Below are 14,814 nucleotides of genomic sequence, written 5' to 3' on the forward strand. Positions count from 1 at the left end.
TGTGCTGGCATGGATGTTCGTGTCGTCGTGCTCAGGATCGTGGTAAGCGCGTCGCCTCCGTGATGGTCGTCCGCCGGTCGAACCTGTAAGTCGCAAATGTTCGGCGGGCGTGAGTCCCTGCCGGCCTTGCGCTCGGGCATGCGGGCGGGTCGGACAAAGCGGTATCTACTGCGGTGTGGCGCTCGGTGGGAAGTCGGGGCCGAGGACGGGGTGTAGGGCGCCGAGTAGTGAGCCGATGGTGATGTCGAGGAGTTCGGCGCGTGAATAGTGGTGGTTTTCCAGCCATTCGACGGTCAGTACGCGGACGAAGGTGAGCCAGCTCAGGAGGATCGAGGAGACTTGGGTTCGGAGGGTTCCTTCGAGGCCTAGGGCGTCGAGGAGTCGGCGGCGGAGTTCGCCGAGTTCGCCGGCGATGATGGCTTGGATGGTGGGATCGCCGGCGAGGACTCGGTTCGCTGCCAGCACGCTGTTGGCGTTTGCCTCGAAGTAGTCGAAGTGGGTGTCCAGTCCGGCGGTCAGTTGCTCGGCGAGCGGCTTGCCGTTGTCGAGCGGGGTGGCGATCAGCAGCTGTTCTGCTGCCTGCTCGTATACCCCGGCGAACAGGTCGCGCTTGCTCGGGAAATGGCGGTAGAGCAGGGCCCGTGATACGCCTGCGGCTGCTGCGACGTCCTCCATCAGTACCGCGTCGTATGCACGCTCGGCGAACAGTCGCGCGCCTGCCTCCAGCAGCACCCGGCGGCGCTCGTCGGGGGATAGGCGTCGGCGAGTGCTCATTCCGAAACTCTAGTTGACGTCTGTCTACTAAGCGTCGTAGGGTCATTTAGTAGACAACCGTCAACTTGCCTGCGGCCGGTGGTTCGAGTGGGAAACCCGCTGCCCGCCAGCATGATTCGTCGCACACCTGCGGAGGAATACCATGGCAACCGCACTCAGATGGCTCTCCCTGGTCATGGGTGTCGCCTGCGTCGGGATCGGCATCTTTCACCTGGCGGCCGGCATTGACGGCATCCCGGACATGGGCTCGTCCGGCGTCACCGCCGACAGTCAGACCCGGTTCTTCGGCGCCATCTTCCTCGGCTACGGCGTGGTCTGGATCTGGGCCGCCCGCCAGACCCCGATCCCCGCGACCGTCATCCGCTGGCTCGCGGGCATCTTCCTGCTCGGCGCCGTCGGCCGCTTCATCTCGGTGGCCGTCTACGGCTGGCCGCACTGGTTCCAGATCGTCCTCACCGCCCTCGAGGTCGCCCTCCCGCCGATCTACCTTTGGCTCGCCACCGCCGACGAAAAACGCACCGCCACAACAACGGCCGCGACCCCGACCTTCGCCTGATCCGAACCGGCGGGACAAGCGGCACCGTCTATCGCGTGATCCGCCGGACGAACCGACCGATCTCGGCGATCGCCGTCCGCGCTTCCGGAAGCAGGTCCGCCCCCGCCTGAAAGACATGAATCGCGTTGTCCCAGATCTGCATCGTCAGCGGCACCCCCGCCTCCACACACCGGGCAGCGAGCAACTCCGCATCGGCAAGCAACACCTCGGTATTGCTGACCTGAATCAAAGTCGTTGGCATCCCGGTGAATTCGTGATTCACCGGCGACCACCCCGGATCGACCCGCCCGTCCCGCGCGAAGCCGACGCGTCCGGGTACCGACAGCGCATACGCCGAGAGCACGGCGTCCCGGCGCTCGTTGGGATGCGCCCGGCGAGCGGTGGAGTCGAGGTCGGCGAACGGCGCGATCGCCGCGATACCGCCCGGCATCGGCAGACCACGCTCCCGCGCGGCGAGCGCGGCTGCGAAGGCGACGCCACCGCCCGCCGAGTCTCCAGCGAACACGATCCGCTGTGCGGCGAAACCTCGATCGAGCAGGTACCGGTAGGCCGTCACCGCGTCATCGATGCTGTCGAGAAAGTGGGCACGCGGAAGCTGCCGATAGTCCACGTTCAGCAACGAGCACCCGGCGGCGCGAGCAATCCGCGCCGCGAGCCTGCGGTGACTGATCAGCCCACCGGCAACGAACGCCCCACCGTGGAAATACAGAATCGCGCCGCGGTCGATCGCCTCGGGCCCCGGATCGCCTCGGTGCCACAACCATTCGGCGCGGAACTCGTCGAAATCCACCGCATGTCGTCGCGTACCGCGCGGCGCGATCAACGGCGCGGCCAGCAACTCGGCGTAATTGGCGACCCGAAAGGCCCGGTTCCCGCGCACCGGGCCGTGTTCGGCGACGGCGAAGAATCGATCGACAACCGGACGGACCGTCGCCCGCAGCGCCGCGTGCGCGATCCGCATGCGCAGGCTTGCGCGGCTTGCGATTTCGACCTGGAGCGGGCGGCCCGGCACGGGGGAGTCGATCGGGGCCACCCGAAGGTGGGACCTGTCCGCGTTCATCGGCTTTGCGCGATCGGTGCCGCCGAGGACTGCACCGCCGGAACGGAAGACGTCGAACCCGTCGTCTCGTAACGATAGTCATCGAGCGGAAACCGGCGAGTTCGCCGCCTGGCCGCGAAGAAGCTCTCCGGCCGAATATAAGTGCTGTCGCCCTGCGAGTTTCGATAGTAGGTCGGCACATGCCCATTGAGCTCACACAGGTAGTAGCGAACCCCTTCGGCCTGCTTGTGCACCTTGCGGTGATACTCGTCGGCCGCCTCCTTGCGGACCTCGCACACGTCCGCGCCGCGTCGGCGGGTCTCGGTGATCGCGCGGACAGCGTGATCGGCGGTCGTCTCCACGAAGGCATGCCAGCTCGTGCCGCTCCACGAATAGGGACCCACCAGCGTCCATCTATTCGGCAGACCGGGCACCGACACGCTTTGATAGGCCTGCAGCCCCTCGTCTCGATAGAACTCGGCGAGGTCGAACCCGTCGCGGCCGACGATCGTGCCGGGCACATAGGTTTCGGGGTCGGAGAAGACCTCGTATCCGGTGGCGAGGATGAGCACATCGAGCTCGTGCAGCACACCGTCGCGGGTCCGGATCCCGGTCGGCGTGATCTCCGCGATCGGATCGGTGATCAGCGTGACGTTGTCCCGGTTGTACGCGGTCAGATACCCGGTCGACATGGTCGGCCGCTTCGCCAGCACACCGAAGTCGGGGCTCAACTTCGCGGCGGTCTCCGCGTCCTCGACCACATGCCGGACGTACCACCGATATCCGGCGATCATTCCTGCGTCGAACTTGTCGGCGACGGGACGGAAGATTCGAATCGGCGTCTTGGACACCAAGCGCAGCAACAGATCCACGACCACGAAGGCGACACCGTTGATCGCCGCGGACACCCCGGGAACTGCCAAGGCCGCCTGCATCGCTTTCGGCACAACGAAGTCCGGCTTCGGCACCGACCAGACCGGCGTGCGCTGAAAGACCTCGAGGCTGCCCATCGTTGCCGCGATCGCGGGGATGATCTGCACAGCGCTCGCCCCGGTGCCGATGATGCCGACCGACTTGCCCGCCATGTCGTAGTCGTAGTCCCACGCGGTCGGCCGTTGGATCTTGCCCTGGAACGAATCCGCGCCGGGCAGTCCGGCGTCTTCCTTGGGCCGGACGAACGCGCCGATCGCACTGATCAAGAATCGGGCGGTGACGATGGAGTCGTTGTCGAGGTGCAGCACCCAGAACTTTCCGGTGTCGTCCCACTCCTCGCGCTCCACGTTGGAGTTGAAGCGAGTCTTCTCGTAGAGGCCATAGCGACGCGCGACGTCGGCGTGATACTGCTGCACCTCGGGTCCGTGGGCGAAGAAGCGAGACCAGTTGGGGTTGCGGGCAAACGAGTACTGATAGGTGGTCGACGGCACGTCGACGGCGATGCCGGGGTAGCGATTCTCCTGCCAGCTGCCGCCGACATCGTCGGCGCGTTCGAGGATCACGATGTCGTCGATCCCGCTCATCCGCAGCTTCGCTCCGGCGGCGATGCCCCCGGGTCCGGCGCCGATCACGGCGACCTCGTATTGCGGGTGGCGAATCTTCTTCGTCATAGCGGTTCTCTCCGATACTGAGTCAGTCATGTTGGCGCGCAAGTCAATTCGTCGAATCGGCGCGGTACTGGGCCCATTCGACGACCTCCCAGGCGACGACGCCGCCGACCCACACGACCGGGCTGAGCACGCCCGCGAGCGCTCCGATGAGTCCGTTCTCCCCGTTGAGCGGACCGGAAAGCGTGAAAACCCCGGTGAGCGTGCACAAGTCGATCACGACCACCACCACGCACAACGTGTTCAACCAGCCGGGGAACAGCCCGGATCGGCGCGAGATCAGCAGGGCCGCCACCGCGAACGGAACCCAGACGGGCCCGAGCAACGCGGCGGAGACGAGCACGCAGACATGCAACGCGTGGATGACCGAGTCGGGTGAATTCCCGGACAGCAGAACGGTGCCCGCGAACAACCCGGCTTCGACGAAGAACAGGCCGAGCACCAGAACTTCGCTGAAGATCGCGGTCCACGTGTACACGCGATTGCGGCTGGTATCCGCGGCCCAGAGCGTGCCGATGAACGCCCCGGACCAGATGGCCCCGGCCAGGAACAGCAGCGCGAGAAAGGCCGAAACCCCGCGCAGGAGCGTGTTGTGCCGCGCATAGAAATCGACGGTGCCTGCCACGTCCGAACCCTCCGGCATGACGTTGACGAGGATCAGCAAGGTCAGCCCGACGATTACCAGGCAGACCGCGCCGACCAGCGCGTACCAGCCTTTGATCCAGGCCGGTCTCGTCATGGCCGACGCCAGCCGGCCGAGCCGAGGCGGTGTCGCCGATGGCGCCGCGGAGTGCCGGCTGGACAAAGACCTGCGGGCAAAGACTTGCGACATCGCGGAATCTCCTCTCGAGCTCCCGACGGCCCTCGGCGGCCGGTGGGGTCGTGAAAAACCATACAGATTTTATGACTATTCGGATAGTGAGGCTATTCAAATAGTTGGATCATGTGAAATAGTCGGTGCAAGGGCGCATCCCGTCGACCACATCGACGGCGAGCCGGGATCGACGATGGAGTCACGACATTGAGCGCGAGCACTAGGAAGCGGGCAGTCACCGAACCCGAGGTCGAAGCCGTGGTGATCGGAGCGGGCGTGGGCGGCATCGCCGCCGGGTGCCAGCTTCGGCGGGCCGGGATCGACGACTTCGTGATCCTCGATCGGCGAAGCGATTTCAGCGGGACGTGGATCGCGAACACCTACCCCGGTGTCGCGCTCGACGTGCCGTCCACGTCCTACGAATTCACGTTCGCGCCGAACCGATGGTCGCGGGTGTTCGCGCCCGGCGACGAGGTGCGCGAGTACTGCCAGCGGGTCGCGCGTGAGCACGGGCTCTACGAGCGGGCGCGGTTCGGCGTCTCGGTGGAACGCGAGGTCTGGGACGACGAAAATGGTTACTGGTCAATACATCTGACCGGTGGCGAGACCTTGACCGCCCGCTACGTCCTCAACGCGACGGGTTTCTTCCTCGAGCCGCGATCCAACTCCGGCATCCCCGACGTGGACAAGTACGCGGGCAAGCTGATGCTCTCGGCCGGCTGGGACCACTCCTTCGACTACCGCGGCAAGCGGGTCGCCGTGATCGGTACCGGAGCGAGCTCGATGCAGATCGTGCCGTCGATCGCGGCGGAGGTGGCCCACCTCGACGTCTACCAGCGCACCGCGACGTGGTGTTTTCCCAAGCCGGACTTCGCCTTCGGCCGTATCGGCAGTCGGCTGATGCGCTCGGAACGGTTCCACGTCCTGGCCTACATGGCCAACTGGTATGTCTACCAAGCGCTGGTCGTCGCGGCCGAGCATATTCCGAAACGCGCTGCGCTAGCCCTGATTACCGGCCTGGAGAGCGTGCTGCGCACCGCGTACCGCGCGTATCTGCGCTTGCAGGTGAAGGATTCGGCCGCGCGGCGGGCGCTGGTGCCACGGCACGGCCTGATGGCCAACATGCCGACGTTCGGCCGCGGGTTCCTGCAAACCTTCAGCCGGGCCGACGCGGCATTGCTGACCACCCCGATCGAACGCTTCACCGCGGCCGGTATCCGCACCGCCGACGGCGCGGAACGCGGTTACGACATGATCGTGCTGGCCACTGGTTTCACCGTCGCATCGGACCCGGAGTCGTTCCCGATCGGCGCGGTCCGCGGGCGCGACGGCTTCGACCTCGGTGAGTTCTATCGCGCCAACGGCATGCAGGCCTACGCCGGCGTGACGATCCCCAAGCTGCCCAATCGCTGGTTCCTCTACGGTCCGTACGGGTGGAACGGCGTCACCTGGGTGAGCATGATGGAGAGCTCCGCGCTGCACGCGGCGCGGGTGATCGCGGCGGCCCGGTCCAACGGTGAACAGGTCGCCGAGGTCACGCAGGCGGCGCACGACGCGTGGCATTAGTTGATGGCGACGAGCCCGTTCACGCAGATCGCGGAGGAATATCTCGTCGAACGACAGTTGAAGCGGCACAACGTCCGCAGCTACTTCTTCAACCAGCGGGGTGAGGCGCCGATCCTGCGTCCGTCCCGGGGATTCCGCGACTCACTGTGGGACCACAGTGCGCGCTTCGACCCGCGCGCGGACTACACGTTCCGCGCCATTCCCCAAGCGGCCCAGCGGGATTCCGCGGCAGGCAGCAACGGCGCCCGGTCCAAGCCGGTGCGCACGGCCGCGAAATAGCCGGCGTGCCAATACCTTCGACCGAAGTGGAGCAATCATGGTGAGACTTCCGTTCAGCGGCCCGGTGGCCGACAAGTACGGACGGGTCGTAGTGGTGACCGGCGCGGGCAGCGGTATCGGCCGGGCGATCGCGCTGCGCCAGGCCGCGGCCGGCGACATCGTCATCGCGACCGATATCGATCTCGCGGCCGCGGAGCAGACGGCAAAGCTGGCCGTCGGCACCTGTCAGGCCTACGCACTCGACGTGCGCGACCCCGAACAGTGGTACGAGGTCGCGGACACGGTGATCGCCCGGTTCGGCGTGCCGGACATTCTGGTCAACAACGCCGGCATCGCCCTCGCCGGCGCGTTCCTCGACCAGAGTCCGCAGGACTGGGAAAAGATCATGTCGATCAACGTGTTCGGCGTCGTGCACGGCAGCCGGATCATCGGCGCGAAAATGGTGGAGCGCGGTCAACCGGGCCACATCGTCGTGATTGCCTCGGGCGCCGCGTGGACCCCGAACCGGGTGGCGCCGTCCTATTCGGTCTCCAAGTCCGCCGCGGTGATGATCGCGGAGTCGTTGCGAGTCGAGCTGGCGCCCAAGCACATCGGGGTCAGCGCGGTATGTCCCGGGGTGACCCGGACGCAGCTCGCGGCCAATGCCACCCTGGTCGGCGCCGGCTCGGCCGCGACCGACGAGTTCCGGACCGACTTCGCCGATGCCCAGTCGCGATACAGCTTCGCGACCCCGGACCTGGTGGCGCGCGCCGTGCAACGCGCCATCCGCTTCGATCTCGCCATCGTGCCGGTGAATTTCGACGCCACCCTCGCCTGGGTACTGCATCGGCTCTCGCCCGGTCTGTTGCGCTGGATCTGTTCCGTGCCCACCCTCGAGCGCGCCGGGAGCGCCGCGCGCGTGGCCGCTCGCCGGGTGCCCGCATCGATTGCCTTCCATCGTGAATAGGGCTCGGCCGCAAGCAGATAGCGCGTCGGCGCACGATCACCGATCGGCACTGCGCGCCGAGTTGGGCGGCATCGACGATGTCTTGGAGCTGCTCACCCAGGAGGAGGCAGAGCAATTGCTGACCTTGTTGCGTCAGGCCCGAATCGCCCAGCGGCGCAGCCTCGATCGGGCCATCGATGACGCGTTGCAGATCCTGCCCCGCCTCATCCGGATCCCGGCGCGTTCGATTCTGTTCGGAAAGTGAGTGGGACATGGCCGATTTCCGGACGCGCGCGCAGATCACGATGCTGGCCCAGCTGCTCGACGTCGAACCCGCGACACTGGGCTATCTCGAGCGGCTCGGCGCGGACCGGGTCGAAGCGCTGCGCAAAAGCATGTCGGACGTCATGTTCGATTCCCTGGCAACGGTATTCACCAGGGTCAGCCGGCTGGCGCCGCTGGTGCCGGACGCGGTGGCCGCCACGGTCGCGGTCAAGGCGATCCCGCCCGAGGTGGCCGGCCGCGGCGGGGGAGCCGTCGGCATGGACCATCAGCATCGGGCCGCGAGCCTGATCGGCCGGTTGCCGCCGGCCTATCTCGCCGACGCGGCGCCCTATGTCGATCCCCGGCTGATTCCGGTCTTCGCGCCGAAACTGCCGTTCACCCTGCTGGTGCCGGCGGCGGACGAATTGCTGCGCCGCCGCGACTACATCACGGCGGCGCGGTTCGTCGAACATGCCACCGAGGAGCTGATCCGGGAGTTCGAACGGCACGTCCAAGACGACGCGGCGATCGTGCGCACCGGGGCGATGGTGGCGCGCACGGAGATCCTGAACACGATCATCCGGATGGTGTCCCCGCAGCGTCGGGCGCGGTTGGTCGCCGCCGGGGCGGCGGGCGATCGAGAAGTACTGGTGGCCACCGTGTCGCTGCTCGGCCGCATCGATGCCGAGTTCGCGGCGCCCATGAGCGCCCTGCTGTTCGAGTCTGGCAAACCGCAGGATCTCGCGCGAATCTGCGGGCACCTCCGCGCCGCGGACGCCGTCGCCGAGCTACTCGATATCGTCGGGTACCTGCCGGATGACATAGTGCGAGAGCTGACCGAGGAACTGTCCGACCCGGAAACCCTCGACCGAGCCGCGACCACCGAGCGCCGCAGATCCGCGCTGCGCCGTCTGGCCGCGGCGAGATCGCGACCGGAGCCGGACACGCACTAGAAAGTCGAGGGCAAGCCGATGGCCGAGCGGGTTCCGCGCAATCGGGTGACCAGGGGCCGCAAGCTCGGCATGCTCGCGGCCGGGCAGGCGGCCAGGGGCGCGACCGCCAAGCTGTCGATGATCGGCCGTTCGGAACACGCGCGCGCGGTGCTGGCGCAGCGCTCGAGCCTGGACGCCGCCGAGCAGTTGGTCGATGTGCTCGGCAACATGAAGGGCGCGGCCATGAAACTCGGGCAGATGCTCTCGGTCATCGATCTGGATCTGGTCCCCGAATCACATCGGCAGCGCTTCCGCGCCAAACTGGCGGCCCTGTGCGACCAGGCTTCCATCGTGCCGTTCGCGAGCATGCGCACGGTCCTCGAAGCCGAATGCGGCTCGCTGAGTACGACATTCCGGGATTTCGACGAGGAGCCCATCGCCGCGGCATCGATCGGTCAGGTGTATCGAGCGGTGCTGCGCGATGGTCGCGAGGTGGCGGTCAAGGTGCAGTACCCGGGTGTCGAGCGTGCGGTCCGGGCCGACCTGCGCAATCTGGCGCTGTTCGCCAAACTGTGGAAGTCGATGTGGCCCGCGCTCAGCGGCGGAGCGCTGGTCGACGAGATCGCCCGGAACCTGGAATCGGAGCTCGACTACCGGCGCGAGGCCCAGACCCAGCACCTGGTCGCCGCCCAGTACCGCGACCATCCGTTCATCGTCGTGCCCGACAGCGTGCTCGAACACTGCTCGGACCGGATCCTGGTGACCGAGTACCTGCCCTCGAAGCCGTTCGCGCACATGCAAACCCTGCCGGACGCGGACCGCGACCACATCGGTGAACTGATCTACCGCTTCTATATCGGCTCGCTGTTCTACCGCGGCGAATTCTGCGGCGACCCGCACCCGGGCAACATCCTGCTCGCCGCCGACGGGCGAGTCGGATTCATCGATTTCGGTCTCTACAACCGGATGGCCCCCGCCCACATCGAATTCGAGCGGCAGGTGGCCCGCGCGGCGGCCGAGCATCGCGCCGAGGACCTCTACGCCTTGTTCGTCGAGCGCGGCATCCTGTCCGACGAGACCGACGTCGATCCTGCGCAATGCCTCGAATACGTCTGGGCCGCTTCGGAATGGAACCTGGCCGACGAGGAACTCACCATCACCCCTGACCTCGCCACCGGCGCCCTGCTGACCGCGCTCGACCCACGCCTGGCCGAGCACAGCGCCATGCGCCGGCAACTGCTGCCGCCCGAGCATGTCTTCTCCCGCCGGGCGGACTTCCTGACCTTCGGTGTCCTCGGACAATTGGTGGCCACCGGCAACTGGCACCGGATCGCCCGCGAGTGGATCTACGGCGACGAACCGGTCACCCGGATCGGGCACGTGCTCGCGCGGCGGACCTAGCATCTGGTCATATGCACGAATCCAGATAATGTCAGTACCTGGAATGCACAGTGCGTACGTTCCACCCACCGCCCGCGGACAATCGACAACGGAGGAAGAGTGGCCGCTCGTAGGGTGCTGACCAGGGCCGAAAGCCAGGCTCTGACGCGGGACGAGCTGATCGCCGCCGCGGAACGCCTGTTCTACGCCAACGGCTACCACGCGACCTCGCTGGCCGCGATCGCCGCCGAGGCCGGCCGGACCATCGGCGCGGTCTACAGCAATTTCGACAGCAAAGAGGCGCTGTGCCTTGAGGTGTTGCGCAGCTGGGGGACCGCTCGGCTGTCCCGGCTCGCCAACGCGATCGCCGGCACCGACGGCACGCTCGAGCAGCGCCTCGACGCCATCGCGGACTGGTGGGACAACCAGGTGATGACCGACGACGCACCGCTGATTCTGGTGGCCGAATACGGCATCAGCCTGCTCCGGGACCCGGCCTCGCAGGCCCGCGCGGCCGAGGCCTGCCAGCGGTTCGTGGAGTCCGGGCGGGTGCTGATGCTCGATCATCTGCCCGAGAACGCGGACGTCAGCGGGCAATTGCTGGAGGACGCGGTGCACGGTGTGCTGGGGACCGGCATCGGGCTGGCCGCCGGCCGGGTGTCCGGGGTGGTGGGGGCCGATCGGTTGAGCAGCATCCTCACGACCACGATCGAATTCTGGTTACGGCGCCTCGGCGATTCCATCCGTGCGGCCTAGCCGCCGACCGCCGCGGTTACGTCCCGTTCGGGGCGCGAAATGGCGGAGCTGCTCGGCGGCAACGGAATCCGTACAGTGTGGGATGGCCGTTCGAAGGTGCGGCAGTGAGAGGTAGCGGGTTATGGGTGAGCGGCCGGTCGATACATTCGAGCTGTGGGATACCGACGGGGACGGGCTCGTCTCGGTCGCGGACATCACCGCGGGTATTCGGGCGCTCGGCCTCGACGTGGATGACGATGCCGTCGAGCGGATGGTCGCCGCCGCCGACACCAACGGCGACTTCCTGATCTCCCGAGCGGAATTCGATGCCGCGCTGGTGGGTGGCCGGATCGAGGTCACCGACGCCGACGCCGCCTTCCAGGTCTTCGACGTGAATCAGGACGGCCGGATCTCGGTCGAGGAACTCGAATCCCTCATCCGCCACGTCGGCGAGGGACGCATTGAAGAGTCGGCCGAAACCCTCCTGGCCGCCGCCGACCAGGACAACGACGGCTACCTCTCCCTCTCCGAATTCCGTTCCCTGCTGGACTTCCTCGCCCGCTGAGCCGAGGTTCGGCGAGCGGGACCTGGTGGTGGTGACACGCCGATTCGGCCGCCTTGATGTCCCGTTCGGTGTAATTGTCGGCTTGACGGTGTTAACCAGCTGGTCCTGGTCGGCGATAGGTCAGTATCTGGTCGCTCGATTCCAGCCGTACTTCACCTGCTGACCACTCACACCGCGTTCCGCTCGACCGGCTGACTGCGCTGGGCGGCGATGGCGCGGACCGCATCCCGCATGTGGTCGATCAGCAGCTTGCGCGCGCGGGCGGGCGGTCCGGCGCCGATGGCGGTGCGGAGGTCGACATGCTCGCGGGCTTGTTCGTTCAGGTCTGGATTGGTTGTCTGCAAGGCGCCCAAGCACATTCGCGTCTCGATGAGCAGGGTGCGGGCGGCGCGAGCCAGGCGGGGGCTGCCCGCGCTGTCGACCAGCGCGACGTGGAACGCTTGGTCGGCGTCGGAAAGTGCTGCGGCATCGCCGATTTCGGCGGCCGCGCACATCCGGGTGACGCTGTCACCGAGCGCCGCGTAGGCGATCTCGCGGCGGCCGTCCAGGATCAGTTCCAGCGCACCGCCTTCGATGGCGGTCCTGGCCTGGTAGATGTCGACGACGTCGTCGAGGGTGAGGTCGATGACGAAGATGCCGCGATGGCGGATGCTGTGCAGCAGGCCCTCGGAGACCAAGCGCTGCATCGCCTCGCGGACCGGCCCGCGGGACACGTCGAAGCGGGCCGCGAGGTCGGCCTCGCCGAGCTGATCGCCGGGGGCGAAGCTGCCGCGCATGATCGCCTCGCGCAGCCGGTCGGCGATCACCTCGGCCGTGGATTGCCTGCTGACCGGCTCGATCTCAACGAGCGGCATGTGCGTGCCTTTCTGTGAACAGGGTGCCGAGGGCCGGGCAGGTCACGGCGGCGCCGGCCAGTCGCAGCCCCGCCCAGATGGTGACCTGGTTGGCGGTGAGCACCGGCTTGCCGAGGGCGGCCTCGAGCTCCGGCAACACGGCAAGCGTATGCATGGCCGTGTCGGGGATGAGCAGCGCCTCGGCGTCGGGATGATCGTTGGCCACGGCGAGCTGCCGGACCTGCTCGGCGGTCAGGGTGCCGACCTCGGCGGCGGTGTCGATGCCCGCGCTGCGCATCGAGACCACCGTGATCCCGGCGTCGGCCAGGAATTCGACGAACAGCTCGGCGACATCGTCCGGGTAGCTGGCCGCGACCGCGACGGTCCGTACGCCGAGCGCGCGCACCGCGTCCACGAAGGCGAGGCTGGTGCTGGTCGCGGGCACCCCCGCGGCGGTGGCCAACGCGTCGACCTGATCGCGCGCGCCGCGCGGCCCGTAGACGAAACTGCCTGAGGTACAAGCCCATACGACGGCCTCGGGCTGGTGCGGCGCGAGCAGTTCGGCCCCGTGCCGCAGCTTGTCCGGGCTACCCAGATCCAGCAGCTCGGGGATGGCGTGCAGATCGGTGCCGTAGATGTGCGCCACCGGCAGACCGGCGCCGAGCGCGGCGGCGGCCAGCGGGTAGTCGTCCTCGGCCGCGTGATCCGGGTAGATGAAACCGATGGTGGGTGTGCGCATGTGTGGTGTTCTCCCGATCAGAAGACGTTCAGTAGCCACTTGCCCGGGCCCATCATTGGCAGCTTCATCCGGCCGAGACAGGCCCACATGGTGAGCTGGTTCGCGGTGAGCACGGGTTTGCCGAGGGCCTGTTCCAGCGGTTCGATCACGTCGTAGGTGGGCAGGTTGGTGCAGCTGACGAAGATGGCCTGGGCGGCCGGATCGTCCGCGCCGACAATGCGTTCGGCGATGGTGCGGTAGTTGACCTTCCAGATGCCGCCGCCGAGCCCGAGATGGTCGGAGCGGATGACGGAACAGCCTGCCTCGCCGAGGAAGTCGTGCAACTTGTCGGTCAGGATCTCGTCGTACGGGGTGAGCACCGAGACCCGGCTGATATCCAGATGCCGGATCGCCTCGATCAGCGCCCCCGACGTCGTGACCGCATCCAATGCCCCTGCCGCGCAGATCGTTTCGCGCAACGATCGCTCGTACTCCAGGCCCTTGATGAAGCTGCCCGAAGTGCACAGGTACGCAACCACTTCCGGTTCGACGTGCAGCACGTCGCGGGTGGCGGTGGTCAAATGCGCCGGATTGGACACCAATTCGGCCATCGCCAACGAGACCGGTACCGGTTCATAGGGCGTTCGGGCGAGATGGAGGCTGACCTCCATCGGCGCCCAACGCCAGAGCTCACGTTCGAGCGCGAGGTCGAACGGAGCGATGATGCCGATGCCCCGTTGTGCGACGGGGCCCTCGATATCCGGGAAGCTGAGTTCCACTACGGCCCCTCTCGCACTCAGCTGGCTGGACCTCCGAACAGAGTCGGATTGTTGACAATCATACGATGCGATCTTACTGTGTCAATGTGGAAACGGGCCCCATTGTCACCGTCCTGCACAGTGACCGCGTGCCCGAGGCGGATCTGATGGCCGCCGTGGCAGCGCGGGCAACGGTGCGCTACACCGAGGCAACCGGTCTGGCGACCGCGCTGCGCGGTGCCGACGTGCTGTTCGTCTACGACTTTCTGACCCGCGCGATCCCCGGCGCGTGGCCATCGGCCGACCGGCTGCAATGGTTGCACATGGGATCGACCGGGGTGGACCCGGCGATGTTCCCCGAACTGCGGGCCAGCGACGTCGTGGTCACCAACACGCGCGGCCTGTTCGACACGGCCATAGCGGAATACGTGCTCGGGCAGATCCTCGGTTTCGCCAAGGACCTGCCCGGATCGATGCGCAGGCAGCTGCGCCACGAGTGGGAGCATCGGGAGAACGAACGGGTCGCGGGCAGCACCGTGCTGATCGTCGGCACCGGTTCGATCGGGCGCGCCATCGCGCGACTGCTGCGCGCGGCCGGGATGAACATTCGCGCGGTCGGCCGCCGAATGCGTTCGGCGGACCCCGATTTCGGCTCGGTCGGCACCGATCTCTACGCCGAGCTACCGTCGGCCGACTACGTGGTGGCGATCGCCCCGCTGACGCCGCAGACCCGGAATATGTTCGGCGCCAGAGAATTCGCGGCGATGAAGCCACATGCGAGGTTTGTCAATGTCGGACGTGGGGAACTCGTAGTTACCGACGATCTGGTGGCCGCACTCGCCGCCGGATCGATCGCCGGGGCCGCGCTCGATGTGGTCGACCCCGAGCCGCTGCCGCCCGACCATCCGCTGTGGGATCTGCCGAACGTGTCGATCACACCGCACAATTCGGGCGATTTCATCGGCTGGCGGAGCGAGATCGTCAGCGCGTTCGCCGAGAACTTCGACAACTGGATCGCCGGCCGGCCATTGCAGAACGTGGTCGACAAGGAGCTGGGGTACGTGCCCGGCTGAAG

The 14,814-nt window shown here is 67.0% G+C and carries 17 protein-coding genes; 10 read left to right on the top strand and 7 right to left on the bottom strand.

Annotated elements, in window-relative coordinates; genetic code table 11:
- Positions 1-165: 165 nt before the first annotated feature.
- Positions 166-774 carry a TetR/AcrR family transcriptional regulator gene (locus F3087_RS31445; RefSeq protein ID WP_150405727.1) on the bottom strand — a complete coding sequence of 203 codons (609 nt, stop codon included), beginning with the start codon at positions 772-774 and terminating at the stop codon, positions 166-168.
- 142 nt (positions 775-916) lie between these two features.
- On the opposite strand from F3087_RS31445, the gene F3087_RS31450 reads away from it, so the two are divergent.
- Positions 917-1,330 (top strand): DUF4345 domain-containing protein, encoded by a 414-nt coding sequence (locus tag F3087_RS31450; RefSeq protein ID WP_150405728.1) that lies wholly within the window; start codon positions 917-919, stop codon positions 1,328-1,330.
- A gap of 28 nt (positions 1,331-1,358) precedes the next feature.
- On the opposite strand, the gene F3087_RS31455 is transcribed toward F3087_RS31450, so the two are convergent.
- The 3 genes from F3087_RS31455 to F3087_RS31465 are packed head-to-tail and all read right to left on the bottom strand — an operon-like array spanning position 1,359 to position 4,709.
- Positions 1,359-2,390 (bottom strand): alpha/beta hydrolase, encoded by a 1,032-nt coding sequence (locus F3087_RS31455; protein WP_150405729.1) that lies wholly within the window; start codon positions 2,388-2,390, stop codon positions 1,359-1,361.
- Positions 2,387-3,973 (bottom strand): flavin-containing monooxygenase, encoded by a 1,587-nt coding sequence (locus tag F3087_RS31460; RefSeq protein WP_150405730.1) that lies wholly within the window; start codon positions 3,971-3,973, stop codon positions 2,387-2,389. Before F3087_RS31460 ends, F3087_RS31455 begins: the two co-directional genes overlap by 4 nt.
- Before the next feature lie 43 nt (positions 3,974-4,016).
- Positions 4,017-4,709 (bottom strand): hypothetical protein, encoded by a 693-nt coding sequence (locus F3087_RS31465; protein ID WP_191094232.1) that lies wholly within the window; start codon positions 4,707-4,709, stop codon positions 4,017-4,019.
- A 282-nt stretch (positions 4,710-4,991) separates the two neighbouring features.
- Between F3087_RS31465 and F3087_RS31470 the strand changes: the two genes are divergently transcribed.
- The 8 genes from F3087_RS31470 (at position 4,992) to F3087_RS31505 (ending at position 11,430) form a co-directional block, all read left to right on the top strand.
- Entirely contained in the window at positions 4,992-6,350 is a 1,359-nt protein-coding gene (locus F3087_RS31470) for a flavin-containing monooxygenase (protein ID WP_191094233.1), read from the top strand.
- Between the two features lie 3 nt (positions 6,351-6,353).
- Positions 6,354-6,629 (top strand): hypothetical protein, encoded by a 276-nt coding sequence (locus F3087_RS31475; protein WP_150405733.1) that lies wholly within the window; start codon positions 6,354-6,356, stop codon positions 6,627-6,629.
- Between the two features lie 37 nt (positions 6,630-6,666).
- A complete protein-coding gene (locus tag F3087_RS31480; RefSeq protein ID WP_150405734.1) occupies positions 6,667-7,575 on the top strand; it encodes an SDR family NAD(P)-dependent oxidoreductase in 909 nt (302 codons plus the stop codon).
- Complete coding sequence (locus F3087_RS31485; RefSeq protein WP_150405735.1) at positions 7,568-7,819, top strand: hypothetical protein; 252 nt, start codon at positions 7,568-7,570, stop codon at positions 7,817-7,819. The genes F3087_RS31480 and F3087_RS31485 overlap by 8 nt, the downstream gene beginning before the upstream one ends.
- A 7-nt stretch (positions 7,820-7,826) precedes the next feature.
- Entirely contained in the window at positions 7,827-8,771 is a 945-nt protein-coding gene (locus tag F3087_RS31490; RefSeq protein ID WP_150405736.1) for a hypothetical protein, read from the top strand.
- Positions 8,772-8,789: 18 nt separating this feature from the next.
- Complete coding sequence (locus F3087_RS31495; protein WP_150405737.1) at positions 8,790-10,151, top strand: ABC1 kinase family protein; 1,362 nt, start codon at positions 8,790-8,792, stop codon at positions 10,149-10,151.
- Positions 10,152-10,250: 99 nt separating this feature from the next.
- Positions 10,251-10,886 carry a TetR/AcrR family transcriptional regulator gene (locus F3087_RS31500; RefSeq protein WP_223885492.1) on the top strand — a complete coding sequence of 212 codons (636 nt, stop codon included), beginning with the start codon at positions 10,251-10,253 and terminating at the stop codon, positions 10,884-10,886.
- Positions 10,887-11,007: 121 nt separating this feature from the next.
- Positions 11,008-11,430: an EF-hand domain-containing protein gene (locus F3087_RS31505; protein WP_150405739.1), complete on the top strand. Its 423-nt coding sequence runs from the start codon at positions 11,008-11,010 to the stop codon at positions 11,428-11,430.
- Between the two features lie 167 nt (positions 11,431-11,597).
- Here the strand turns inward: F3087_RS31505 and F3087_RS31510 are convergent, their stop codons facing one another.
- Genes F3087_RS31510 through F3087_RS31520 form a run of 3 tightly spaced genes read right to left on the bottom strand, consistent with a single transcriptional unit; the run spans position 11,598 to position 13,760 of the window.
- Entirely contained in the window at positions 11,598-12,284 is a 687-nt protein-coding gene (locus F3087_RS31510; protein ID WP_150405740.1) for a GntR family transcriptional regulator, read from the bottom strand.
- On the bottom strand, positions 12,271-13,002 hold the full coding sequence (locus F3087_RS31515) for a maleate cis-trans isomerase family protein (RefSeq protein ID WP_150405741.1): 732 nt from the start codon (positions 13,000-13,002) through the stop codon (positions 12,271-12,273). The genes F3087_RS31510 and F3087_RS31515 overlap by 14 nt, the downstream gene beginning before the upstream one ends.
- A 17-nt stretch (positions 13,003-13,019) precedes the next feature.
- Positions 13,020-13,760, bottom strand: coding sequence for a maleate cis-trans isomerase family protein (locus tag F3087_RS31520; RefSeq protein ID WP_150405742.1), 741 nt, complete (start codon positions 13,758-13,760; stop codon positions 13,020-13,022).
- Between the two features lie 86 nt (positions 13,761-13,846).
- Between F3087_RS31520 and F3087_RS31525 the strand changes: the two genes are divergently transcribed.
- Positions 13,847-14,812, top strand: a complete 966-nt coding sequence (locus tag F3087_RS31525) for a D-2-hydroxyacid dehydrogenase (protein WP_150405743.1) — start codon at positions 13,847-13,849, stop codon at positions 14,810-14,812.
- Positions 14,813-14,814: the final 2 nt, after the last annotated feature.

The sequence above is a fragment of the Nocardia colli genome (genome assembly GCF_008704205.1).
Taxonomy (GTDB): Bacteria; Actinomycetota; Actinomycetes; order Mycobacteriales; family Mycobacteriaceae; genus Nocardia; species Nocardia colli.